The organism is Streptomyces sp. NPDC051569, from assembly GCF_044454085.1.
Lineage (GTDB): Bacteria > Actinomycetota > Actinomycetes > Streptomycetales > Streptomycetaceae > Streptomyces.
This window is the reverse complement of the sequence record NZ_JBITDJ010000001.1, coordinates 594,447-617,595: the sequence shown is the minus strand read 5'-3', so window position 1 is coordinate 617,595 and position 23,149 is coordinate 594,447. Positions and strand designations below refer to the sequence as shown.

The window sequence follows — 23,149 nt, the reverse complement described above, 5'->3', positions numbered from 1 at the left end:
GGGGCTGTCCCGCACGGTGAGGGACAGACCGTTCCCCAGGGTATCCGGCCGCGTGCGGTGGGGTCTGCCCTGCGGGTGGCACCGGCCGCAGCGGGGAGGATTGCTCCCGTACGGCCGGTGTCCCGTCAGGCTCAGCGCAGCGCGCTCTCGACGACCCGCGCCAGCTCGGCGGCGGCCGTCGCGGACAGCGGCTTGCCGTCCTCGGACGTCACGTAGAAGGCGTCGACGGCGTTGGCGCCCAGCGTGGAGACGTGCGCGCTGCGTACCCGTACCGCCGCCTCGTCCAGGGCGCGGCCGATCCGGTGCAGCAGTCCCGGTGCGTCCTGGGCGCGGACCTCGATCACCGTCGCGTGCTGGGAGGCGGTGGCCGCCACGGTCACCCGGGGCGGCGGGGCCTGGACGCCACGGCGGCGCGGGTACGCGGCCTCGCGTTCGGCGAGCCTGGCCGGGATGTCGAGCGAGCCGTCCAGGGCCCGTACGAGATCGGCGCGCAGGCGCACGGCCTGCGGCAGCGAGCCGTACGCGGCGGCCACCCGCCAGCTGAGCAGCAGGACCTCGCGGGTCCCGCCCAGTTCCGAGGGCAGCTCGACGGCGCGCAGGTCGGCGGCGCGGACGGTGAGCCGGTGCAGGGCGAGCACCCCGGCGGCGGCCGGCAGCACGCCCGGCTGGTCGGGCAGGGCGATGAGCAGTTCGACGCCGACCGGCTCGGGTTCGGGTTCGGTGTCCTCCTGCGGGGGCTCGCTCTGGGTGTGCAGGGCGAGCACGGGGCCGCCGGTGCGCAGCGCCTCGACGGCCAGGCGTTCCTGTTCGGCGCTGGGTGCGGCGGGGTCGGGGTCGGCGGGGCCGTCGCCCGCGAGGACGGCGGCGACCCGGGTGACGAGGTCGGCGACGAGCGAGGCCCGCCAGGACGACCAGGCGGCAGGACCCGTGGCGAGGGCATCGGCCTCGGTGAGGGCGTGCAGCAGTTCCAGAGTGGCGAGCGAGCCGATCCTGGTGGCGACCGAGCTGACGGTCGCGGGGTCGTCGAGGTCACGCCGGGTCGCGGTGTCGACGAGCAGCAGGTGGTGGCGGACGACGGTGGCGATGACGTCCATGTCGTCGTGGTCGAAGCCCATCCGGGAGGCGACGTCGCGGGCGATGACCTCACCGGCCACGGAGTGGTCGCCGGGCCAGCCCTTGCCGATGTCGTGCAGCAGCGCGCAGACGAGCAGCAGGTCGGGGCGGCCGACGCGGCGGGTCAGCGAGGACGCCTGGACGGCGGTTTCCACGAGGTGGCGGTCGACGGTCCAGGTGTGGACGGGATTGCGCTGCGGCCGGCAGCGCACGCGCTCCCAGTCCGGCAGCAGCCGGGTGATCAGCCCCTCGTTCTCCAGGGCCTCCCAGACCGGCACGGTCGATTCGCCCGCGCCGAGCAGGGTGATGAGCTCGTCACGGGCCTCGGCGGGCCAGGGAACCGGCAGCGGTTTGGACGCGGCGGCGAGACGGCGGACGGCGTGCAGCGAGATGGGCAGGCCCGCCTGGGCGGCGGCGGCCGCCGCGCGCAGGGGGAGTACGAGGTCGCGTTCGGGGCGCGCGGTGCGCGCGAGGACGACTTCGCCGTCCTGTTCGACGACGCCTTCGGCGAGCGGGCTGCGGTCGGGGGCGGGCTTGCCGCCGAGCATGGCGCGCAGCCGGGGGCGTACGGACCGGGCGCGCAGCACCCGGTTGACCTCGCGCCAGGTGACGTCGGAGGCGTAGGAGACCGTGCGGGCCGCCTCGTACACCTGGCGCAGCAGTGCGTCGGCGTCGAGGAGGCCGAGTTCCGCGGCGACGGGGTCCTGTTCCTGGAGGGCGAGCCGGTCGGTGGCGCGTCCGGTCGTCAGGTGCAGGGCGTCGCGCGCGTCGAGGAGCCTGCGGCGGGCGTCGTCGAGTCCTTCGCGGGGCGCGTCGGCGAGCCAGGACGCGGCGACGGCGCGCAGCGCGGTGGCGTCGCGCAGTCCGCCCCTGGACTCCTTGAGGTCGGGTTCGAGGAGGAACCGCAGCTCGCCCTGGCGTTCGGCGCGTTCCCGGCAGAGTTCGTCGAGTTCGGGCAGGCGTTTGGCGGCGGTGTTGCGCCAGTCGGCGAGGATCGCCGTACGCAACCCGCTGACCAGGGCCGGATCGCCGGCGACGTGCCGGGCGTCGAGCAGACCGAGCTGCACCTTGAGGTCCTCGGCGGCGGTCTTGCGTGCCTCGGCGTGGGTGCGGACGGAGTGGTCGAGCGCGACCCCGAGGTCCCACACCGGGTACCAGACGCGGTCGGCGAGATGGGCGATCGCGGGGGCGCCGGCGGTGCCGTCGTGCAGGAGGAGCAGATCGAGGTCGCTGCGCGGGGACAGCTCTCCGCGTCCGTAACCGCCGACGGCGACGAGGGCCGCTCCGCTCACCCCGGCCTCCCGGGCCGCGGTGGTGAACAGCGCGTTCAGCCAGTCGTCGGTCAGCCGGGCGAGGGCGGTACGGCGCGGCGGCCCTGGCTGCGCCTTCTCCTGGAGAAGGCGCAGCCGGGCCGCCGCATAGCCGCTGGGTCCCGAGTCTGCCTGGTCGGTCATGTCTTCGAGGCTCGTCACCCAGGTGTTCCTGTCTCTCAGAGGGCGTCCGGGCCGCGCTCGCCGGTCCGTACCCGGACCGCCGTGTCGACCGGCACGCTCCATACCTTTCCGTCACCGATCTTGCCGGTGCGGGCGGCCTTCACCACGACGTCGATCAACTCTTCGGCGTCGGCGTCCTCGACCAGCACCTCTATGCGGATCTTCGGTACGAGGTCGACGGTGTACTCAGCACCCCGGTAGACCTCGGTGTGGCCGCGCTGGCGGCCGTACCCGCTGGCCTCCGTGACCGTGAGCCCCTGGACGCCGAAGGCCTGCAGGGCCTCCTTGATCTCGTCCAGCCGGTGGGGCTTCACGACTGCGGTGATGAGCTTCATGCGTCCACCTTCTTGTTCTTCGCGGCGTTGGTCGGGTTCTGGTCGGCGGGCAGGCTACTACGGCCCACCGGCGTACCCCCGACCGCGCTGTAGTCGTATGCGGTCTCCGCGTGGTAGGCGCTGTCCAGACCGCTGGTCTCGTCGTCCTCGGAGGCACGGAATCCGATGGTCTTCTGGACGATCTTGGCGAGGATCCAGGAGACCACGAAGGAGTAGGCCATCACCGAGAACGCACCGACGGCCTGCTTGCCGAGCTGCGAGGCACCGCCGGCGCCGTCGATCGCGAGGACGCCCACGAGCAGGGTGCCGATCACACCGCCGACGAGGTGGACGCCGACGACGTCGAGGGAGTCGTCGTAGCCGAGCTTGTACTTGAGGCTGACGGCCCAGGAGCAGAGGGCTCCGGCGACGACGCCGATGAGCAGGGCGCCCCAGGGGTTGACGTTGGCGCCCGACGGGGTGATGGCGACGAGGCCCGCGACGGCGCCGGAGGCGGCGCCCAGCGTGGTGAACGCGCCGTGCCGGATCCGCTCGTAGGCGAGCCAGCCGATGATGGCGGCCGCGGTGGCGATCTGCGTGTTGAAGGCCATGAGGGCGGCGGTGCCGTCGGCGGCCAGCTCGGAGCCGGCGTTGAAGCCGAACCAGCCGAACCAGAGCAGACCGGCGCCGAGGACGACGAGCGGCAGGTTGTGCGGCCGCATCGGGTCCTTCTTGAATCCGATGCGCTTACCGACGACCAGGACCGCGGCGAGCCCGCCGATACCGGCGTTGATGTGGACCGCCGTACCACCGGCGAAGTCGATCACGCCGAGCTTGTGGAGCCAGCCGTCGGCGCCCCAGACCCAGTGCGCGATCGGGAAGTAGACCAGCGAGACCCAGAGCGTGATGTAGAGCGCCCAGCCGGTGAACTTCACCCGGTCCGCGAGCGCCCCGCTCATCAGCGCGGGGGTCAGGACGGCGAACATCAGCTGGAAGAGGGCGAAGGCGAAGACCGGGATGCCGCCCTTGCCGGTGAGCGTTTCGGCGGTGATGCCCCGGAAGCCGACGTGGTCGAAGTTGCCCAGGAGACCGCCGCCGAGGTCGTCACCGAAGGTCAGTGAGTATCCGTAGAGCACCCACAGCACGCTGACGATTCCGAGCGAGATCAGGGACATCATGAGCATGTTGAGGGCGCTCTTCACCCGCACCATGCCGCCGTAGAAGAATGCCAGGCCGGGCGTCATCAGCATGACGAGCGCGGCACTGATCAGTACGAATGCGGTATCTGCGCCATTCAAGGCCAGCGTCTCCTCGTGGATGGGAACGGCCCGTGCGGATGCTCCAGGGCCTGTCCGGCACATTCCGCCCGACTCCGCCCAGGGGGCGGACCGCGCCAGGTGTCGCACAGGCCCCAGCAGGTTATGGGCCGACTGTCTGAGGAGGTTGGCGCAGCGCCGTTTCGGCCAGTGCCGCTCGATGTTTCACGGCAGTGACGAAGGCATCCAGCGTGTTACGGCGTGATGAACCGGCGGATCCGGGCCGGCGGCCGTGGACCCCCTCCCCGGGGGTCGGAAACCGGCCGCGGCGCCGCCCAGCTGACCTCGCGGCGGGGGAGCCGTGTCGGGCTTTACGGGGCGACTGCCGCGGCCGGGGCTCTGGCGGGGCGGAGCGGGCGGGCCTGAGCGGTCCGCTGTGTACGAGCGGTCCGCGGGTGCGTCCGCCGCTCAGACGGCCTCCACGGACTCGGGCAGCTGGGTGGTGAGCAGGTCGGTGAGATCCGCGACCTCGGGGATGCCGCCGAATTCCCTGGCAGCGGTGTCGACGGTCTTGCGGAGCCGGGTGTTGACCCGCTCGGAGCGAACCCGGCGGGCCACCTTCAGGGCCTGCTGGGCCAGGACGGCGGACTGCTCGGGCTCCTTCTTGAGGAGGTGGACGGTGGCCATACCGACCAGGTTCAGCGCGTACGACCGCTGGTGCACGTCGTCCTTCTCGAAGAGCTCCACGGCGCGCAGCATCACGGGTTCGGCGAGGGAGGCGTAGGTGGGGCTGCGGCCCGCGACGTAGGCCAGGTCGCGGTAGGAGTGGGCGTTCTCGCCGTTGAGTTCGGCCTCGGAGAAGAAGCGGATCCAGTCGGGCTCGGGCCCGCCGTCGAGCCCGGCGTCGGAGAAGGTGTCCTCGGCCATCCGGACGGCCCGCTTGCACTTGCTCGGCTGGCCCATATTGGCGTACGCGCGGGCCTCCATCGCATACAGCATCGCCTGGGTCCGGGGGGTGGCGCAGTCGCGGCTGCCGTACTGCGCGAGGTGGATGAGTTCGAGCGCGTCCTCGGGCCGGCCCAGATGGATCATCTGACGGCTCATGGAGGACAGGATGTACGAGCCGAGCGGCTTGTCCCCGGCCTCCTTGGCGGCGTGCAGCGCGAGGACGAAGCACTTCTGGGCGTTGGGCTGCAGGCCGACGTCGTAACTCATCCAGCCGGCCAGCTCCGCCAGTTCGGCGGCGCACCGGAACAGCCGCCGGGAGGTGGCCTCGGGCTGCGGCTCCTGCAGCAGGTCGGTGACCTCGTGCAGCTGGCCGACGACCGCCTTGCGGCGCAGGCCACCGCCGCACTGGGCGTCCCACTGCCGGAACATCGCGGTCGTCGACTCCAGCAGGTCCAGTTCCGCCGTGGAGAGCCGCGAGGGGCGGTTCGTGGGGGCGGCGGCCGGGTCGGGCCGCTCCCGCTCGCCCGGCGCGGCGGGCACCAGCCAGCGCTGCATGGGCTCGACGAGGGCGGGTCCCGCGGCCAGCGAGAGCGAGGAGCCGAGGAAGCCGCGCCGCGCGAGCATCAGGTCGCTGCGGGAGAACTCGCTGATCAGGGCGACGGTCTGCGGGCCGGCCCACGGCAGGTCGACACCGGAGACCGCGGGCGACTGGTGCGCGGAGCGCAGCCCGAGGTCCTCGATGGCGACGACGGCACCGAAGCGCTCGGAGAACAGCTCGGAGAGGATGCGCGGGATCGGTTCGCGCGGCTGTTCGCCGTCGAGCCAGCGGCGTACCCGTGAGGTGTCGGTGCTGATGTGGTGCGCGCCCATCTGGCGTGCCCGGCGGTTGACCTGGCGGGCCAGCTCACCTTTGGACCAGCCGCTGCGCATGAACCATGAGCCGAGCTGCCCGTTCGGGCGCTTGCCGCCGTTCGTACCGCCTGCGCCACTGCCGGTCACTGGAACGCCCCCATCCGCTGAAGCCTTGTCGCGCGAACCGCTATCAGAATGCCGTGAGTGATGGCCCCCTGTCCGGGGTTCGCACCCCTTCGAACAGGAAATCGGGTTGCCCCCGGCATACCCACGCGTGTGCTTTCCCCGAGGTCCGTGCACTGAAAGTAATCCTACGATCACCCGTCCACGAGGGTGATTCCACAAACGCCACCATTCGCCACCCCTTCGAATGAACTCACCCCCGGCCGGGCGCGCTTCACTTGACAGGTGACGATCAGGGTGGGTGGAGCGCTGCGCGCCGGGGCGCGCGAAGTGAAGCACACCACCCCCGGTGCCACTTCGCGCCGTAGCCATCGACCGGGAGACGACGGAGTGTCACAGAGAGACCGCGATACGTAACCACCGGCGCGTTCGACCCGTTGGAGGGGGCATGGGCTTCACGATCGGCGGCATCCGGGAGATGCGGTCCGGCGCACGCCGCCGCGGCCGCACCACAGACTGCACCGCGGTGGCCGAGTACACCGGACTGTGGGGCTGGGACGTCGTGCCCGGCACGCGGGCCACGGGCGGGCGGTGCTCCTGCGCGGACACGCGCTGCGCGTCACCGGGCGCCCATCCCCTGGACCGGGGCCGCGAGATCCCGGCCGGCGCCACCCTCCACGACGTCACCCGGGCCTGGTCCGGCCTGCCGGGCGCGGCCGTCCTGCTGCCGGTGGGCCGCGCCTTCGACATCATCGACGTCGCGGAACCGGCGGGCAGCCGCGCGCTGGTGCGACTCGAACGGATGGGGCTCCCGGTGGGCCCGGTCACGGCGACCCCGGCCGGCCGCGCCCATTTCTTCGTGGCCCCGGGCGCGGCGGCCGAGCTGCCGGAGCTGCTCTACCGGATGGGCTGGGACGACGCCGATCTGGACCTGCACTGCCTGGGCCCGGGGTCCCACGTCGCGGCCCCTCCCTCGGAGGTGGCGGGCCTGGGCCCGGTCCGCTGGCTGCGCCCGCCGTCCCTGGACACGGCGGCCGACCCGCCCCAGGCGAGGCTGCTGCTCGGCACCCTGGCGTACATCTGCCACCGCTCGGCGGCGGCGTAGCGACGGTGGGCGGCGGCTCGGCGGCAAGCAGCGGCCGTTGCTGAGCGCCGCCGCGGCGCCCTCACACGTCCGCGCCCGCCCCCGGTTCACTCGGGGGCGGGCGCGGACGAACGACGGAGGAACGCGCTCAGTCGCCGATCAGCGCGTCGACGAACGCCTCGGGCTCGAAGGGCGCCAGGTCGTCCGGGCCCTCGCCGAGACCGATCAGCTTCACCGGTACGCCCAGCTCACGCTGGACCGCGATCACGATGCCGCCCTTGGCGGTGCCGTCCAGCTTGGTCAGCACGATGCCGGTGATGTCCACGACCTCCGCGAACACCCGCGCCTGCACCAGGCCGTTCTGCCCGGTCGTGGCGTCCAGGACGAGCAGCACCTCGTCCAGCGGTCCGTGCTTCTCCACGACCCGCTTGACCTTGCCCAGCTCGTCCATGAGACCGGTCTTGGTGTGCAGCCGGCCCGCCGTGTCGATGAGGACGACGTCCGCGGACTCCGCGATGCCTTCCTTGACGGCGTCGAAGGCGATCGACGCCGGGTCGCCGCCCTCCGGGCCGCGTACCGTGCGCGCGCCGACCCGCTCGCCCCAGGTCTGGAGCTGGTCCGCGGCGGCCGCGCGGAAGGTGTCCGCCGCGCCCAGCACGACCGACCGGCCGTCCGCGACCAGCACCCGTGCCAGCTTCCCGGTGGTGGTGGTCTTGCCGGTGCCGTTGACCCCGACGACCATCACGACGGCCGGCGTGTCCAGGCCGCTCTCGGTCTTCACGGCGCGGTCGAAGTCCGTGTGGAGCAGGTGTACGAGCTCCTCGCGCAGCAGCGCGCGCAGCTCCTCGGGCGTCCGGGTGCCGAGCACCCGTACCCGCTCGCGCAGCCGCTCGACGAGTTCCTGGGTCGGTGCGACGCCGACATCGGCCACGAGGAGGGTCTCCTCGATCTCCTCCCAGGTGTCCTCGTCCAGGTGCTCACGCGACAGCAGCGTGAGCAGCCCCTTGCCGAGCGAGTTCTGGGAGCGGGCGAGGCGGGCACGGAGCCGGATCAGCCGGCCGGCGGTGGGCTCGGGGATCTCGATCCGCGGGGCCGGCGGTTCGGCGACGACCGGGTCCTCGACGGCGACCGGCGTCCCGGTGGCGTCGGCGGCGTCGGGGAGGTCGACCTCCTCGACGGTGCGGCGCGGTTCGTCGCGCGGCGGCTGAGCCTCGTCGCCGACCTGTGGTTCGGCGGGCGGAGCTGTGATGGTCGGCGTACTCGGCGGTGCCGTGGGCGGCAGCTGCTTCTTCTTCTTGCGGCTGCCGACCACGAGCCCGCTGATCGCGCCGACCGCGACCAGGGCGATGACTACAACAAGGATGACGATGTCCATAACGCTCCCAGTATCGGCTACGGCCGGGCCCGGCCCCGGCCGTAGAGGATCGCACAGGGAGCCCGTGGCGATATGGGCCTTTTGCGCGGAACGTACGATGGTGAGGATTCCGGGTCAGCCTCCACTCCCCCGGATCCAGCGAGCTTGCGAGCCTCAGAGAGTCCCTGAGAGTCCCCCACCTCTGTACGGAGCCCTCCCATGCCCCACGCCGCCACCTCCGCGGGCGTATCCGAAGGCGCGATGGAGACCCGTGGCCTGGAGCCCGTCCCCGACGGGGAGCGCACCGGTCACGCCCGTGGACTCTTCCCCACCTGGGTCGCGGCCAACATCAGCGTGCTGCTCCTCACCATGGGTGCCGGCCTGATCGTCTTCAACGGCCTGAACTTCTGGCAGGTCCTGATCGTCGCGATCGCCGCGCCCGGCGTCTCGTACGGCATCGTCGGGCTGATCTCGCTGGCCGGGAAGCGCGGCGGCTCCCCCGGCATGGCACTGTCCCGGGCCGTGTTCGGCCAGCGCGGGAATCTCTTCCCCGGCTCGCTGATCTGGATCGCGCGCTGGGGCTGGGAGACGATCAACGCGGTCACCGGCGCCTATGCCCTCCTGACCATTCTCGACCTGCTCTTCGGCGTCCGGAGCGGCACCCCGCTGATCATCGTCACCCTGCTGACCTTCGTGGCCTGCACCTTCCTGGTCTCCGGGCTCGGCATCAACGCGCTGCGCGTGTGCGGCAGGTGGTCGGCCTATCTCTTCGGCGCCTTCAGCGTGCTCGTCCTCGTCCACCTCGTCTCCACCACCGACTGGCCGGCCGTCTTCGGCAGACCGGCCGGGTCGACGGCGCTGATGATCGCGGGCATCGGCACCGTCGCGGCCGGGGGCCTCAGCTGGGTCCCCTCCGGCCCGGATTTCACGCGCTACCTGCCGCGCTCCGTCTCCGGCGGGGCCATGGTCGGCGCGACGGTCGGCGGCGCCGGGGTCGTGGTGCTGCCGATGGTGCTGATGGGCGCGGTGATGGCGGTCGGTACCCCGGATCTGGCCGACGCCCGGGACCCGGTGTCCTTCATCGGTACGCTGCTGCCCACCTGGATCTCGGTGCCGTACCTGCTGATCGCCCTGGTGGGCATGGTGCTGATCAACTCGATGTCGATGTACTCGGCGGGCTTCACCGCGCAGACCCTGGGCATCAGGGTGCCGCGCGCCTGGGCGGTCAGCGTGAACGCGGTGATCAGCCTCGTCCTCGGCTTCCTGCTGATGGTGGTGGCCACCAGCTTCATCGGCTCGTTCGTGTCCTTCCTCACGCTGCTCGCGGTGGCGTTCTCGGCGTGGATCGGGGTCTTCGGGGTGGACATGCTGCGGCGCCGTACGTACGACGGCGCGGCACTGATGGACACGACACGCACCAGCGCCTACTGGTACCGGGGCGGTTTCGCCAGGTCGGCGATGGCCGCCTGGGGTACGGCACTGGTGGTGGGGCTGCTGTTCACCCGGGTGGACTGGTTCGCCGGCCCGCTCGCCGGGAGCTGGCTCGGGGCGAACGGTCTGGGCTGGGTGGTCACGATCGTGGTGTCGGCGGGGCTGTACGCGGCGCTGCCACGCGAGCCGGCGCCGGAGCCGGCCGCCGCCCGGAACGCGGCGGGAAGGGGCGCCGCCGCCACCGGCGAGGACGACGGCGCGACCCAGCCCACCAGCTGACGCCGGGTGGTGGCGGCCCTCCCTGACGTGCCCCTCCCCGATGTGCCCCTCCCTGACGTCAGCCCATCTCTTCGAGCGTCTTCCCCTTCGTCTCCTTCACGAACAGGAGCACGAACGGGATGGAGAGCAGCGCGAAGCACGCGTAGATGATGTACGTGGCCGAGAGGTCCCAGCCGGCCAGGCTCGGGAAGCTCGCGGTGATGGCCCAGTTGGCGATCCACTGTGCCGAGGCGGCGACGCCGAGCGCGGCGGCGCGGATCTTGTTCGGGAACATCTCGCCGAGGAAGACCCAGACGACGACGCCCCAGGAGAGCGCGAAGAAGAGCACGAACACATGGGCCGCGACGAGGGCCACGGTCCCTTCGAGGCTGGGCAGCTTGCCGTGCACGAGCTTCGGGGAGAACGCCCACGCCTCGAAGGCGAGCGCGACGGTCATGCCGAAGGAACCGGTGAGCGCGAGCGGCTTACGGCCGACCCGGTCCACCAGGAGCATCGCGATCACGGTGCCGATGATGTTGACGATGGACGTCGTGAACGAATAGAGGAACGAACTGGACGGGTTGATGCCGACCGACTGCCACAGCGTCGCCGAGTAGTAGAACGCCACGTTGATGCCCACGAGCTGCTGGAACATCGACAGACCGATGCCGACCCACACGATGGGCAGGAAGCTGAACCGGGTCCGCAGCAGGTCCCGGAAGACGGACTTGTGCTCCCGGCGCATCGCCAGCTCGATCTCGGCGACCCGGGCGTCCAGGTCGACGTTCCTGTTCTCGACCTCGGCGAGCACCTCCCGGGCGCGGTCGTCCCGGCCCACCGAGATCAGGTAGCGGGGCGACTCCGGGATCGCGAAGGTCAGCGCGCCGTACGTCAGCGCCGGGACGACCATCACCCCGAGCATCCACTGCCAGGCCTCCAGACCGGCGAGGTCGCCGCGCTGGTCGCCGCCGGCGAGCTGGAGGATGCCGTAGTTCACCAGCTGCGAGAGGGCGATGCCGATGACGATGGCGGCCTGCTGGAAGGACCCGAGCCGGCCCCGGTAGACGGCGGGCGAGACCTCGGCGATGTACGCCGGGCCGATCACCGACGCCATCCCGATCGCGAAGCCGCCGATGATCCGCCAGATGGCCAGGTCGTAGATGTCGAACGGCAGTGCCGAGCCGACGGCGCTGATCGTGAAGAGGACCGAGGAGATCTGCATGCAGCGGATACGGCCGATCCGGTCGGCGATCCGGCCCGCCGTGGCCGCTCCGATCGCGCTGCCGATCAGGGCGATGGCGACGACCTGGGCGAGGGCCGCGGAGCCGATGTCGTAACGGCTCCGGATGGCCTGGACGGCGCCGTTGATCACCGAGCTGTCGTAGCCGAAGAGGAAACCTCCCATCGCGGCGGCCGCCGCGATGAAGACGACGTGGCCGAGGTGGTCGGGCCGGGCCGCCCGGCCGCCGGTCGGGGGTTCCTGGCCGGTCGGCGGCTCCTGCGCTGTGCTGCTGGACACATGAACTCCTGGGACCGCCCGGCCGGGGCGCCGGGCGTGGGGTGGGAGAGTCGATGTACGCAGTGTCAGCGCAGGCGCTGGCTGATGACCTTGGACACGCCGTCGCCCTGCATGGAGACGCCGTAGAGCGCGTCCGCGACCTCCATCGTCCGCTTCTGATGCGTGATGACGATCAGCTGGGAGCTCTCCCGCAGCTCCCGCATGATGCGGATCAGCCGCTGCAGATTGGTGTCGTCGAGCGCCGCCTCGACCTCGTCCATCACGTAGAACGGACTGGGCCTGGCCTTGAAGATCGAGACCAGCAGGGCGACGGCCGTCAACGAGCGTTCGCCGCCGGAGAGCAGCGACAGCCGCTTGACCTTCTTGCCCGGCGGCCTGGCCTCGACGTCCACACCCGTGGTGAGCATGTTGTCCGGGTCGGTGAGGACCAGCCGGCCCTCGCCGCCCGGAAAGAGCCGCGAGAAGACGCCCTCGAACTCCCGGGCCGTGTCCCGGTACGCCTCGGTGAAGACCTGCTCCACCCGGACATCGACCTCCTTGACCACCTGGAGCAGGTCGGCCCGGGCCTTCTTCAGGTCTTCGAGCTGCTCGGAGAGGAACGTGTGCCGTTCCTCCAGGGCCGCGAATTCCTCCAGGGCGAGCGGATTCACCTTGCCGAGCTGCTGATACGCCCGTTCGGCCGATCTGAGCCGCTTCTCCTGCTCGCCCCGCGCGTACGGCTTCGGCTGGTGGCGCGGATGCGCGGGATCATCGGGGAGTTCCTCGCCGTCGGCGGGCGGCGACGGCGGTACGGGCTGGTCCGGGCCGTACTCGGCGATCAGCCCGGCCGGCTCCATGCCCAGCTCCTCCAGGGCCTTCGCCTCCAGCTGCTCGATGCGCAGCCGCTTCTCCGCGCCGAGCACCTCGCCGCGGTGCACCGAGTCGGTGAGCTTGTCCAGCTCGCTCTTGAGCGCGCGGCTCCTCTCCCGCTCCTCGGCCAGCTCCCGCTCATGTCCGGCCTTGGCGGCCTCGGCGGCGGCGTGTTCGCCCTCGGCCCGTACGACCGACACCTCCACGCGCGCGAGCAGCTGCCGGGCCCCGGCCGCGACGGCCCCGGCGACCCGGGCCTCGTGGCGCAGCCGCGCGCGCCGCTGCTCGGCGCGCGCCCGCGCCTCGCGCTCGGCGCGCGCCCTCCGGTCGAGCGCCTCGGCCCGGCCCGCGAGCCCCTTCGCCCGCTCCTCATGGGTACGGAGCTGGAGCCGGGCCTCCATCTCCGTCTGCCGGGCGTTGGCCCCGTCGGCGGCGAGCCGGTCCCGTACGGAGGTGTCCGGCTCCTCGTCGCCCCCGTCCCGGAACGCGGCTTCCTCCTGGGCGACGAGCAGCCGCTCGGCCAGTTCCTCCGCCTCGGCGGTGGCGCGCTCCACCGCGTCCTGCGCCGTGGCCGCGGCGGCGGCCGTCCGCTCGGCCTCGCCCTCGGCGCCCCGGGTCTGCCCGGCGAGCCGCCCCAGCTGCCCGGAGACGGCGGACTTCGCCCGGTCGGCGGCCCGGCGCCGCTCCCCCAGCTCCTCCACGAGCGCGGCGGCCTCGGCCCGCCGCCCGCTGGCCCGGTGCTGTGCCTCGGCCAGCTCCTCGCACCGTACGGCCAGCTCGGCCAGCTCGGCGGCCGCCTGGTCGACGGAGGCCCGCACCTCCAGCAGACTCGGCGCTCCGGCGGAGCCGCCCTGCGCGAAGTGCGTCCCGAGGACATCGCCGTCGGCGGTGACGGCGGTCAGCGCGGGCTGCCCGGCGAGCAGCCGCTCGGCGTCCGTGAGCGTCGCCACGACCACCATGTCCCGCACGAGCCGCCGTACGGCTCCCATGACCGCGTCGGGTCCCCGGAGGAGACTGACGACGTACGGCGCGGAACCGTCGACGACGACGGCCCGGCCACCCGGCCCGGGCGCCGGGCCGGACCCCCCGTCACCGGGTTCGGGGACCCTGCCAGGTCCCGTACGGCCCCGATCGGGCGTCGCCGCGCCCCCGCTTTCCGCACCGCGCGTCGCCACGCCCCGGCTTTCCGCACCGCGCGTCGCCACGCCCCGCGTTTCGACCTGACCAGGCAGCACGACGGCGGCCGGGCGCGGCCGGCCGGAGGCGCGTTCTCCCTCCCCGGGCAGGGGGTCCGTCGCCTGGCCGGGAACGGCGCCCGCGCCCGGTGGTGTCCCCGGCCAGGCGACCAGCAGGGCCGCTCGGCCCGCGTCCTGTTCGCGGAGCAGGCGGATGGCGGCCGCCGCCGTCGCGGGGTCGGCGACGGCGACCGCGTCGGCGGCGGCTCCGAGCGCGGCCGCCACGGGGATCTCGTAGCCGGGGGTGACGGTGAGGAGTCCGGCGGCCGGGCCGAGGAGGCCGGTGAGGCGGTCCCGGGCGGCGAGCAGCGCGCCGGTCCCGTCCTTGCGCCGCAGTCCCAGGGCGAGGGCGTCACGCCGGGCGGTGAGAGCCGCGCGTTCGCGTTCCGCCGTGGTGACGGCTTCGCGCGCCGCCGTCAGGGAGCTCTCCGCGCCGGACAGCGCGTCCCGGGCGCTCGCGTACCGCTCGGCGAGTGCGTGGTCGTCCGCGTCCGCTCCTTCGACCTCGGCCCTGAGCTGCTCGTACTCCTCCCGCGCGGCGGCCGCGCGCTCTCCCGCTTCGTCGCGTGCGGCGGCGAGGCGGCCGATCTCCGCCTGGGCCGAGGCGGCCCGGCCCCGGGCCGCGTTGGCCTGGCCGGTCAGCCTGGCCAGGCCCTCGCGGCGGTCCGCGATCGCGCGGGCGGCGTCCTTGAGCCGCCGTTCCTCGGCGGTCAGCTCGCGCTCCAGCTCGGCGCGGTGCGCGACGGTGTCCTCCAGCGCGTGCTCGGCCGCCTCCAGGGCCGCCGCCAGCTCCGCCTCCTGCTCCCGGATCCGGGCCGCCTCGCGTTCCATGGCCTCGGGGTCCTCGGAGTCACGGCCGCGCCGCTCCTCCGCCGGGGCGGCCGTCGCGCTCGTGACCCGCGCGTCGGCCAGCGAGATCGTGCCGCGTACCCGCTCGGCCAGCTGCGACAGCTCGTACCAGGTCCGCTGGACCCGCCCCAGGTGCGGCGCCAGCTGCCGCACCTCCTCCTCCAGCTCGGACTCGCGTGCCGTGGCGGCCTGGAGGCGGCTCCCGGCGGTCTCCTTGCGCTGCTTGAGCTCGGCCTCGTCGGCGATCTCCGCACGCAGCGCCTCACGTAGCAGCACCAGATCGTCGGCGAGCAGCCGCAGCCGCGCGTCGCGCAGGTCGGCCTGGATGGCGGCGGCCCGCCGGGCGACGGCGGCCTGGCGTCCGAGCGGCTTGAGCTGGCGGCGCAATTCGTCGGTGAGGTCCTGGACGCGGGCGAGATTGGCCCGCATGGCGTCCAGTTTCCGCAGCGCCTTCTCTTTCCGCTTGCGGTGTTTCAGAACTCCTGCCGCTTCCTCGATGAAGGCTCTTCGCCCCATCGGATCCGCGTGGAGTACGGAGTCGAGCCGGCCCTGCCCGACGATGACATGCATCTCCCGGCCGATACCGGAGTCGGAGAGCAGCTCCTGGATATCGAGAAGCCGGCAGGTATCGCCGTTGAGCTGGTATTCGCTGCCGCCGTTGCGGAACATGATCCGGGTCATGGTGACTTCGGCGTAGTCGATGGGCAGCGCGCCGTCGGAGTTGTCGATCGTGAGAGAGACCTCCGCGCGGCCGAGCGGCGGGCGCCCGGTCGTACCGGCGAAGATCACATCTTCCATTTTTCCGCCGCGCAGTGATTTCGCCCCCTGCTCTCCCATGACCCAGGAGAGCGCGTCCACGACATTGGACTTACCGGAGCCATTGGGTCCCACGACACAGGTGATACCGGGCTCGAAACGCAGGGTCGTGGCGGAGGCGAAGGATTTGAAACCGCGCAGGGTCATGGCCTTGAGATGCACGCCGCCGGACTCTACCCGGCCCTCCTGGTCCCCCGGCGGTTTCACCGCGGAACCCGCAGGGCACATCAGACGTTAAGCAGGACGTCACCACCGCCAACCACGCGTGGGGCACCGCAGAGGGGCTCCGTGATCCGGAGCAGAAAAGAAAGAAGGGACGCCGAAGCGTCCCTTGCATATCCTGCTGCTTTTTCGCGAAAGTGTCTCTCACCTGTCCCCGGACGGGGCTGTCATCAGGTGAGCGCGGGCTCCGCGTGATGTACGTCCATGTCGATGCCGTCGAGCAGCGACTCTCCGGGGTGCTGTGCGACGGCAGCGTTCAGCGCGTCGTTCTCGGACTGGATCCGTACAAGCTCGGATTCGAGGTCCTGGACGCGCTGCTGAAGCCGTCGCATCTCGGCGAGGAGTCGCGGGTCGGAACCGCCGACATAACCGAGAAGCGCCTTTGCCATGATGGATGGTCCTCCACATTGAGTGACCGACCGAATGCGGTGTGGGTCGTGAGGGAAATCGCACCCGCGATGCCTGGCAGCCCTTGTTCAACTGCTGTTCTTACTGCCAAACAGCTAAGGTGCGCGGGGCTTCCAGACTCTCACCAAAAAGTTTGACGGTCAACACGATCACAGCCCGCGGCGACGGGCGGCCCGGGGGCGCACCGCCGCGAATCGCGCGGCGCCGCCTCTCGCACAGGGCCCTGAGGACGTGGAGATCTTCGTTAACCGCGCAGCCTGACACGCCTGGCCGTTCTTGGCAACCACCAGGTCATCGCGGAAGTGGGCATGTGCCCGTGGCATTCCGGCGGCCTCTCCGAGCCTGTCGGAGACTGGTGAAAGATGGACGGCTCAGCGGATCGCGAAGGTCGCGTATCCACCCCTCGGGGTGTCCCAGATCTCAGTGATGCCGTCGACGCGTCCGGGTGTGTCGCCGGAGCGCAGCCACTCCAGCAGACGGTGGCAATTCTCACGCGGCCCCTCCGCGACGACCTGCACCCTGCCGTCGTCGAGATTGAGCGCGAATCCGGTGAGAGCACCGATCTCCAGTGCGTTCGCCCTGGTGAACCAGCGGAATCCCACTCCCTGTACTCGGCCGCGTACCCATACCGTGAGTCGTACGTCTTCTTTCATGAACGCAAACTAACCGGCCAATTGCTTGCTCGGCCGGGCGGCCCCACACGTGATGCCGTACAGTCCGGTCGCAATGAGCCTCACTCATACGAGTGAGGCGCGTTGCTGTCGAGAGTATGAGGAAGGCACAGCAGATGGGACGCCATCGACGCTCCGCCGATGTACCGCCCGCTGACGATTCCGCGGACGGCGCGGCGGGCCGGCACCGGGGCGGTAGGCGGCGCAAGGGGCGGATCGCCGTTCCCGTCCGTACCGGACTGCTCGGTGCCTCGGCGGCCATGGCCGTCGGCGCTGTCGCGGTGGCCTCGGGTCTGCTGCCCGGCGGCAGTCAGCTCACCATCGGCTCCGGCGCCACCAACGGCGGTCAGGTCCGCGCCGACGGCATGCCCCAGCCGCAGCAGCAGGGTGGCTCCGCCGCCGCCCCGAGCACCGGGACCCCGGTGTCCCCGAGTACGGGCACCGGCTGGACGCCGGCTCCGGTGAAGCCGTCGTCGCCCGCCCCGGCGAAGCCCTCGGCCACTCCTTCGCCGGAGTCGAAGCCGTCGACCGCCCCGCCGGAGCCGCCGAAGAGCGAGAGCCCGTCCAGCCAGGCCCCCGCGCCCGGGCAGACGACGGACCGCGCCGTTTCGGCGCCCGAGGCGCCGGCCGCCCCGGCGGGGCCGAACGCGGCCGAGTCGGCCGTGCTGACCCTGGTCAACAAGGAGCGGGCCAGGGTGGGCTGCGGCCCGCTGCGCGCCGACTCCGGTCTGGGCGCGCTCGCGCAGAACTTCAGCGACGACATGGCGGAGCGCGGCTTCTTCGACCACACGGACCCCGACGGGAAGACCCCCTGGGACCGCGCCGACAAGGCGGGCGTCAAGAATCTGGGCGGCGAGAACATAGCCCGGGGGCAGGCGACCGCCCAGGCGGTGATGGACGCCTGGATGAACAGCGAGGGCCACCGCGCGAACATCCTGAACTGCGACTACACCCGGATCGGCGTGGGAGTGCGCACCGGCTCCGGCGGCCCCTGGTGGACGCAGGACTTCGGCTTCTGACCCCGGCCTGGGGCCGCCGGACAGGACCTACGCGCGCGGCGGCCGCTGGCAGTGCGGGCAGAAGTAGCTGGAGCGGTTCATCCACGGGCGGCGGCGCATCGGGGTGCCGCAACGGCGGCACGGCTCGCCCTCGCGTCCGTACGCGTCCAGCGACCGGTCGAAGTAGCCGGACTGGCCGTTCACGTTGACGTACAGGCTGTCGAAGCTGGTCCCTCCGACGGCGAGGGCCGCGTTCATCACGTCCCGCACATGACCGAGCAGCTCGACCGAGCGCGGCCGGGCGAGGGTCGCGGTGGGCCGTTCGTAATGAAGCTTGCTGCGCCAGAGCGCCTCGTCCGCGTAGATGTTGCCGACCCCGCTGATCAGGGACTGGTCGAGCAGCGCGCGCTTGACCGTCGTACGGCGCAGCCGCAGCGCGGTGTGGAAGGCGGCCTCGTCGAAGGCGGGGTCGAGCGGATCCCGGGCGATGTGCGCGATGACGTCCGGCAACCCGTCGGGAGTGTTGTCGTGCAGCGAGAGTCCGCCGAAGGTGCGCTGGTCGACGAAGCGCAGCTCGGTGCCGAGGGCGTCGGCGAAGCGGATCCGGATGCGCAGGTGCTTCTCGTCGGGCGCCGTTTCCGGCTGGACGAGCAGCTGGCCGCTCATCCCGAGGTGGCCCAGGATCGACGCGTCCGTGTCGGCGAGCGGCAGCCAGAGGTACTTGCCGCGCCGGCGGGCGGTCCCGATGGTGTGGCCCTTCAGGCGGGCGGCGAAATCGTCACCGCCGGCGAGATGGCGCCGTACCGAGCGCGGATGCAGCACGTCGGTCTCGGCGATGGTGCGGCCGCTCACCCAGCGTTCGAGTCCACGCCGGACGACTTCGACCTCGGGCAGCTCGGGCACGGGCGGGACTCCTCAGGACGACTCGTGGCGACGCGTGGCGACGCGTGGTCGCTCGGGGCGACGCGTCGGGAACGCGGGACGCCCCTCACGCCGGGTGTCGGTGTGAGGGGCGTACCAGGAAGGAAAGCACGGACGGTCAGGCGCCGGCCGTGTCCGCCGGAGCGGATCCCGCCGGAGCCGGCTCCGCGGGTGCCGGGCTCGTCGAGTCCGGCTCCGTGGGGGCCGCAGGAGTGTCGGCGATCCCTTCGACGACCACGACGGTACTGGCCGCCGCGAGCCGTTCGTCCGCGGCGGTCCGGATGGACCGCCATGCGGACTCCGCCGCCTGCTGCTCCGCTTCCTTCTTGCTGCGGCCGGTGCCGGTGCCGTACGAGACACCACCGACGCGGGCGGCAGCGGTGAAGGTTTTCTCGTGGTCCGGGCCGGTCTCCGTGACGAGATACTCGGGCACGCCGAGACTCTCCGCCGCGGTGAGTTCCTGGAGACTGGTCTTCCAGTCCAGGCCGGCGCCGAGGTTGGAGGACTTCTCGATGAGCGGGTCGAAGAGCCGGTGTACCAGCTCGGCCGCCACGTCGAGGCCCTGGTCGAGATAGACAGCGCCGATCACCGCTTCAAGGGTGTCGGCGAGAATGGACGCCTTGTCCCGGCCTCCCGTGCCCTCTTCGCCCCGGCCGAGCCGGATGAAGGAGCCGAGTTCGAGGCCGCGGCCCACTTCCGCAAGCGCACGCGAGTTGACCACCGCGGCCCGCAATTTGGCCAGCTGGCCTTCAGGCAGGTCGGGGTGGGTGCGGTACAGCGTGTCCGTGACCACCAGGCCGAGCACCGAATCCCCGAGGAATTCGAGCCGCTCGTTGGTGGGCAGACCGCCGTTCTCGTACGCGAACGAACGATGGGTCAGCGCACGCACCAGAAGGGCGGACTCGAGCTGATAGCCGAGCCGCCCTTCCAGAAGCGTGTGGGACGAGGCTGTGCTGACGTTGTCTGTCTGCTTCTTAGCGTTGGACAGTTCAGACATGGAGCCTCTCACCAGCCGCTCAGACCTCGAGGACCTGGCGCTTGTTATAGGTGCCGCAGCTCGGGCACGCGATGTGCTGCAGCTTCGGCTCCTGGCAACGCTCACACGAAACCAGGGTGGGGACCGCAGCCTTCCACTGCGACCGGCGGTGGCGCGTGTTGCTGCGCGACATCTTCCGCTTCGGAACAGCCACGGCTACTTCTCCTGCTTCTCGTCGACGCCCGCTTCGGCGCCGCCCATGTTGTCCTTCTCGCCGTCCTTGACGGTCTCGGCGAGTCCCTGCAGTGCCGCCCAACGGATGTCGAGGGCGTCATGGTGGTGGTCCGGGTTCTCGTCCAGCCTGATCCCGCATTCGGAACACAGACCGGCACAGGTCTCCCGGCACACCGGCTGCATCGGCAGTGCGAGCACCACCGCATCACGCAGCACGGGGTCGAGGTCGAACAAGCCGTCCTCGATGAAGAGTGTGTCCTCGTCCTCGGCGTCGTCGGCCGGCTCCGCGCGAGGGCGGCCCCGGTCATCGGCGTCGTGGTACGAGAACATCTCCTGGAAGTCCGCGTTCACCTCTTGGCTCAGCGGCTCCAGACACCTTACGCACTCCCCCTCGACCGTCGCACGGGCGGTACCCGTAACGAGCACTCCGTCCATGACCGATTCGAGGCGGAGGGCCAGCTCCACGGGCGCGCCCTCGGGCGTTCCGATGACGTCCGCGATCCCGAAATCCTTGGGGGCGGGCACCGAGCGGGTCAGCTTCCGGAGGGCGCCCGGACGCCGCCCCAGCTCGTGTGTGTCGAACACGAGGGGGTTGCGATGGTCGAGGCGCGCGTTCAGGGCTTTTCCCGCTTTCGGATCGTGAGGGGGGCCGCCACCGTCGCGGAAAGCGAAGCGGGCAGCCGGGGCCGCGGACATACACGCGACCGAAGAGCCAGAGTACTGGACGGGCCGCCATAGGCCCAATCCGGTCCTTCCCGGCTCCTCCCGGCGGCCCTTCCGGGCCGGGAGTCCGCTCAGCGGCCCTGCTCGTACCGGCGCAGCTGTTCGAGGTCGATCATGCTGGTGTCGAAGAGGCTGGTCTCGTCGAGGGCGCTCTGCTGCCCGGCGGCCGGGGGCAGTGCGTGCTGCTGCGGCTGGGCCTCGGGCTGCTGCCAGCCGTAGTTCTGGTCGTACCCCTGGTCCTGGGCCGGATAGTCCTGCTGCTGGTACGCGTACGGGTCCTGCTGGTAGCCGTACGCGTCCTGCTGCTGGTATCCCGGGTAGCCGGTCTCGGTGGCGTACCCGGGGTCCCGGTAGCCGGTCCCGGCGTACCCCGTCTCCTGGTAACCGGCCTGGGTGGCCGGATAGGCGGGGTCGACGTACGGCTCCTGCGCCTGCGCCTGCGCCGGGATACGGGGCTGCTGGGCCGGTACGGGAGCCTCCGGCGCCTCGCGCGGGGTCCCGGCCAGGTCCGCCAGGAAGTCGGCGTCGCTGGTGCGCCCCTGCGGGCCCGCCGCGTCCTGGGCCGCCATGTGCGCCCCGAGCTCGTCCGAGGCGGTCCTGCCGTGCAGCTTCTGTCGGCCGCGGCCGACCGCTTCGAGCGTCTTGGTGAGGACCGCCTCGAAGGCGCCGATCTTGGCGTCGACGTAGTCGTCCGCCCGCCGGATCAGGGTCTCGGGGTCGGCGCTGTATTCGGGAGCGTCGTCCTCGTCGGGGTGGTAGCCCTGCTCGTCGGGGCCGGGGGCGCGGCCCAGGAGCTTGTCGCGGCCGCGGTCGACGGAGCCGATGGTCTTCGTGAGGACGACCTCGAAGTTGGCGAGTTTGGAGTCGACGTAGTCGTCCGCCTCGGCGCGGATCTCCTCGGCGTCCCTGCGGGCCTCGGCGAGGATCCGGTCGGCCTCCTCCTGCGACCTGCGGGCGATCGCGGTGTCCGAGATCAGCGTGGAGCGCTGCGCGTGCGCTCCCTCGATGATGCGCTCGGCCTCCTGGCGGGCCTGCTCGGCGAGCTGCTCCCGCCCGCCGATCAGCTCCTGGGCCTGGGCCAGCGAGCCCGGGAGGGCGTCCCGTACCTCTTCGAGCATCGCGAGCAGCTCGGCGCGGTTCACCACGCAGGACGCCGACATGGGCATGGAGCGGGCACTGCCCACCGTGTCGACGATCTCGTCGAGCTTCTTCTGCACGTCCACCGTGTGCTCGCCACTCTCTCAGCTGGTTGGGAGACGGACGCAACGACTGTACGGCCAGTTCGGGCCCCTCGGACACCGGGTGACTGCCCGTCAAACCCCTCGGGGCCGGCCGATGCGCTCCACGACGGCCGCGTGGACGGCCGGGGGCAGCAGGTGGGAGACGTCTCCGCCCCAGGTGGCGACCTCTTTGACCAGGGAGGAGGAGAGGAAGCTGTACGTGGGGTTGGTGGGGACGAACAGGGTCTCCACACCCGAGAGCCCGTTGTTCATCTGGGCCATCTGGAGTTCGTAGTCGAAGTCGCTGACGGCGCGCAGGCCCTTCACGATGGCCGGGATGTCGCGCTGCTTGCAGAAGTCGACCAGGAGGCCGTGGAAGGACTCCACCTCGACATTGCCGAAGTCGCCGGTGACCTCGCGGATCAGCTCGATCCGTTCCTCGATCGAGAACAGTCCCTGTTTGGACTGGTTGATCATCACCGCGACATGTACGACGTCGTACAGCTTGGAGGCGCGGGCGATGATGTCGAGATGTCCATTGGTGATGGGGTCGAAGGACCCCGGACAGACGGCGCGGCGCAACTGATTTCCCTCGCTCTCCGGTCCGGTCATGGTGCGTCTTCGCACGTAGAGGCGGCGCGACCGTACCAAAGCGTCCCCTCGCCGTAGCGACGGGAGCGCAGTGGCTCGAATCCTTCCGGCCAGCCGAATTCCCCGCCTCTGGTGCTGCGTTCCACGGTGGCGACGGCATCGCCCGTGAGCCACCCTTTGGTCCGGAGTGTGAGGAGGATCTCCCGAAGATCGTCATCGGTGACGGCGTACGGGGGGTCGAGGAACACCAGGTCGTACGGAGCGTCCGGGGCCGGACCCGTCACGATCTGCTCGGCCTTGCCGGCCCGGACCTCGGCACCGGGCAGTCCCAGGGTGCGGACGTTCTCGCGCACCGTGCGGACGGCACGGCTGTCCGCCTCGACGAGGAGGGCGTGCGAGGCGCCGCGCGACAGGGCCTCCAGGCCGACCGCGCCGGATCCCGCGTACAGGTCGGCGACGCGGATTCCGTCGAGGGTGCCGAGGAGCCACTCCCAGCTGGAGAAGAGTCCCTCGCGCGCCCGGTCGGAGGTGGGGCGGGTACCGGTGCCGGGCGGTACGGCGAGACGGCGTCCGCCGGCGGCACCGGCGATCACGCGGGTCATGGGTGTCGGGTCCTCGGGTTCGTGGTGGGACGACGGATTACTCCCCCCACGATATGGCCCTCCCCCGGCCCGGGCCCGACGGGTACCAC

19 protein-coding genes are annotated in these 23,149 nt (G+C 71.6%); 3 read left to right on the top strand and 16 right to left on the bottom strand.

The window, feature by feature from the left end; genetic code table 11:
• Nucleotides 1-131 precede the first annotated feature (131 nt).
• The 4 genes from ACIBAE_RS02630 to ACIBAE_RS02615 form a co-directional block, all read right to left on the bottom strand.
• Nucleotides 132-2,567, bottom strand: a complete 2,436-nt coding sequence (locus ACIBAE_RS02630) for a [protein-PII] uridylyltransferase (RefSeq protein WP_399281920.1) — start codon at nucleotides 2,565-2,567, stop codon at nucleotides 132-134.
• A 35-nt stretch (nucleotides 2,568-2,602) separates the two neighbouring features.
• Nucleotides 2,603-2,941 carry a P-II family nitrogen regulator gene (locus tag ACIBAE_RS02625; RefSeq protein WP_384184609.1) on the bottom strand — a complete coding sequence of 113 codons (339 nt, stop codon included), beginning with the start codon at nucleotides 2,939-2,941 and terminating at the stop codon, nucleotides 2,603-2,605.
• A complete protein-coding gene (locus tag ACIBAE_RS02620; RefSeq protein ID WP_399281919.1) occupies nucleotides 2,938-4,218 on the bottom strand; it encodes an ammonium transporter in 1,281 nt (426 codons plus the stop codon). Before ACIBAE_RS02620 ends, ACIBAE_RS02625 begins: the two co-directional genes overlap by 4 nt.
• Nucleotides 4,219-4,644: 426 nt before the next feature.
• A complete protein-coding gene (locus tag ACIBAE_RS02615) occupies nucleotides 4,645-6,123 on the bottom strand; it encodes a hypothetical protein (RefSeq protein WP_399281918.1) in 1,479 nt (492 codons plus the stop codon).
• A gap of 424 nt (nucleotides 6,124-6,547) precedes the next feature.
• Here ACIBAE_RS02615 and ACIBAE_RS02610 point away from each other — a divergent pair, with 424 nt between their 5' ends.
• Nucleotides 6,548-7,204, top strand: coding sequence for a bifunctional DNA primase/polymerase (locus ACIBAE_RS02610; protein ID WP_399281917.1), 657 nt, complete (start codon nucleotides 6,548-6,550; stop codon nucleotides 7,202-7,204).
• Between the two features lie 127 nt (nucleotides 7,205-7,331).
• Here the strand turns inward: ACIBAE_RS02610 and ftsY are convergent, their stop codons facing one another.
• Nucleotides 7,332-8,558 carry a signal recognition particle-docking protein FtsY gene (gene ftsY, locus ACIBAE_RS02605; RefSeq protein ID WP_399281916.1) on the bottom strand — a complete coding sequence of 409 codons (1,227 nt, stop codon included), beginning with the start codon at nucleotides 8,556-8,558 and terminating at the stop codon, nucleotides 7,332-7,334.
• Nucleotides 8,559-8,756: 198 nt separating this feature from the next.
• Here ftsY and ACIBAE_RS02600 point away from each other — a divergent pair, with 198 nt between their 5' ends.
• Nucleotides 8,757-10,247 carry a purine-cytosine permease family protein gene (locus ACIBAE_RS02600; RefSeq protein WP_399281915.1) on the top strand — a complete coding sequence of 497 codons (1,491 nt, stop codon included), beginning with the start codon at nucleotides 8,757-8,759 and terminating at the stop codon, nucleotides 10,245-10,247.
• A 58-nt stretch (nucleotides 10,248-10,305) separates the two neighbouring features.
• Here ACIBAE_RS02600 and ACIBAE_RS02595 read toward each other — a convergent pair whose 3' ends face one another.
• The 4 genes from ACIBAE_RS02595 to ACIBAE_RS02580 form a co-directional block, all read right to left on the bottom strand.
• The gene (locus ACIBAE_RS02595) at nucleotides 10,306-11,745 is read right to left on the bottom strand and encodes a sugar porter family MFS transporter (protein WP_399281914.1); all 1,440 of its coding nucleotides are present in this window, start codon (nucleotides 11,743-11,745) and stop codon (nucleotides 10,306-10,308) included.
• A gap of 65 nt (nucleotides 11,746-11,810) precedes the next feature.
• On the bottom strand, nucleotides 11,811-15,656 hold the full coding sequence (locus tag ACIBAE_RS02590) for an AAA family ATPase (protein ID WP_399281913.1): 3,846 nt from the start codon (nucleotides 15,654-15,656) through the stop codon (nucleotides 11,811-11,813).
• A 230-nt stretch (nucleotides 15,657-15,886) separates the two neighbouring features.
• A complete protein-coding gene (locus tag ACIBAE_RS02585; protein ID WP_399281911.1) occupies nucleotides 15,887-16,105 on the bottom strand; it encodes a hypothetical protein in 219 nt (72 codons plus the stop codon).
• A gap of 390 nt (nucleotides 16,106-16,495) precedes the next feature.
• Nucleotides 16,496-16,777, bottom strand: a complete 282-nt coding sequence (locus ACIBAE_RS02580) for an acylphosphatase (RefSeq protein ID WP_399281910.1) — start codon at nucleotides 16,775-16,777, stop codon at nucleotides 16,496-16,498.
• Between the two features lie 134 nt (nucleotides 16,778-16,911).
• On the opposite strand from ACIBAE_RS02580, the gene ACIBAE_RS02575 reads away from it, so the two are divergent.
• Complete coding sequence (locus ACIBAE_RS02575) at nucleotides 16,912-17,814, top strand: CAP domain-containing protein (protein ID WP_399281909.1); 903 nt, start codon at nucleotides 16,912-16,914, stop codon at nucleotides 17,812-17,814.
• 27 nt (nucleotides 17,815-17,841) lie between these two features.
• Here ACIBAE_RS02575 and mutM read toward each other — a convergent pair whose 3' ends face one another.
• From mutM to rsmD, 7 genes are all read right to left on the bottom strand, one after another.
• The gene (mutM, locus tag ACIBAE_RS02570; protein WP_399281908.1) at nucleotides 17,842-18,696 is read right to left on the bottom strand and encodes a bifunctional DNA-formamidopyrimidine glycosylase/DNA-(apurinic or apyrimidinic site) lyase; all 855 of its coding nucleotides are present in this window, start codon (nucleotides 18,694-18,696) and stop codon (nucleotides 17,842-17,844) included.
• A gap of 136 nt (nucleotides 18,697-18,832) precedes the next feature.
• Entirely contained in the window at nucleotides 18,833-19,711 is an 879-nt protein-coding gene (gene rnc / locus ACIBAE_RS02565) for a ribonuclease III (protein ID WP_399281907.1), read from the bottom strand.
• 19 nt (nucleotides 19,712-19,730) lie between these two features.
• On the bottom strand, nucleotides 19,731-19,904 hold the full coding sequence (gene rpmF, locus ACIBAE_RS02560; RefSeq protein WP_003965982.1) for a 50S ribosomal protein L32: 174 nt from the start codon (nucleotides 19,902-19,904) through the stop codon (nucleotides 19,731-19,733).
• Nucleotides 19,905-19,906: 2 nt separating this feature from the next.
• Complete coding sequence (locus tag ACIBAE_RS02555) at nucleotides 19,907-20,542, bottom strand: YceD family protein (RefSeq protein ID WP_399282003.1); 636 nt, start codon at nucleotides 20,540-20,542, stop codon at nucleotides 19,907-19,909.
• A 176-nt stretch (nucleotides 20,543-20,718) separates the two neighbouring features.
• A complete protein-coding gene (locus ACIBAE_RS02550; protein WP_399281906.1) occupies nucleotides 20,719-21,870 on the bottom strand; it encodes a cell division initiation protein in 1,152 nt (383 codons plus the stop codon).
• A gap of 90 nt (nucleotides 21,871-21,960) precedes the next feature.
• A complete protein-coding gene (coaD, locus tag ACIBAE_RS02545) occupies nucleotides 21,961-22,449 on the bottom strand; it encodes a pantetheine-phosphate adenylyltransferase (protein ID WP_399282002.1) in 489 nt (162 codons plus the stop codon).
• 26 nt (nucleotides 22,450-22,475) lie between these two features.
• Nucleotides 22,476-23,060 (bottom strand): 16S rRNA (guanine(966)-N(2))-methyltransferase RsmD, encoded by a 585-nt coding sequence (rsmD, locus tag ACIBAE_RS02540; RefSeq protein WP_399281905.1) that lies wholly within the window; start codon nucleotides 23,058-23,060, stop codon nucleotides 22,476-22,478.
• Nucleotides 23,061-23,149: the final 89 nt, after the last annotated feature.

Coding starts and splice junctions, on each gene's coding strand:
- ACIBAE_RS02610 (WP_399281917.1), top strand. CDS start 6,548: ATGGGCTTCACGATCGGCGGCATCCGGGAGATGCGGTCCGGCGCACGC.
- ACIBAE_RS02625 (WP_384184609.1), bottom strand. CDS start 2,941: ATGAAGCTCATCACCGCAGTCGTGAAGCCCCACCGGCTGGACGAGATC.
- ACIBAE_RS02585 (WP_399281911.1), bottom strand. CDS start 16,105: ATGGCAAAGGCGCTTCTCGGTTATGTCGGCGGTTCCGACCCGCGACTC.
- ACIBAE_RS02630 (WP_399281920.1), bottom strand. CDS start 2,567: ATGACCGACCAGGCAGACTCGGGACCCAGCGGCTATGCGGCGGCCCGG.
- rnc (WP_399281907.1), bottom strand. CDS start 19,711: ATGTCTGAACTGTCCAACGCTAAGAAGCAGACAGACAACGTCAGCACA.
- ftsY (WP_399281916.1), bottom strand. CDS start 8,558: ATGGACATCGTCATCCTTGTTGTAGTCATCGCCCTGGTCGCGGTCGGC.
- ACIBAE_RS02600 (WP_399281915.1), top strand. CDS start 8,757: ATGCCCCACGCCGCCACCTCCGCGGGCGTATCCGAAGGCGCGATGGAG.
- ACIBAE_RS02575 (WP_399281909.1), top strand. CDS start 16,912: ATGGGACGCCATCGACGCTCCGCCGATGTACCGCCCGCTGACGATTCC.
- rsmD (WP_399281905.1), bottom strand. CDS start 23,060: ATGACCCGCGTGATCGCCGGTGCCGCCGGCGGACGCCGTCTCGCCGTA.
- ACIBAE_RS02580 (WP_399281910.1), bottom strand. CDS start 16,777: ATGAAAGAAGACGTACGACTCACGGTATGGGTACGCGGCCGAGTACAG.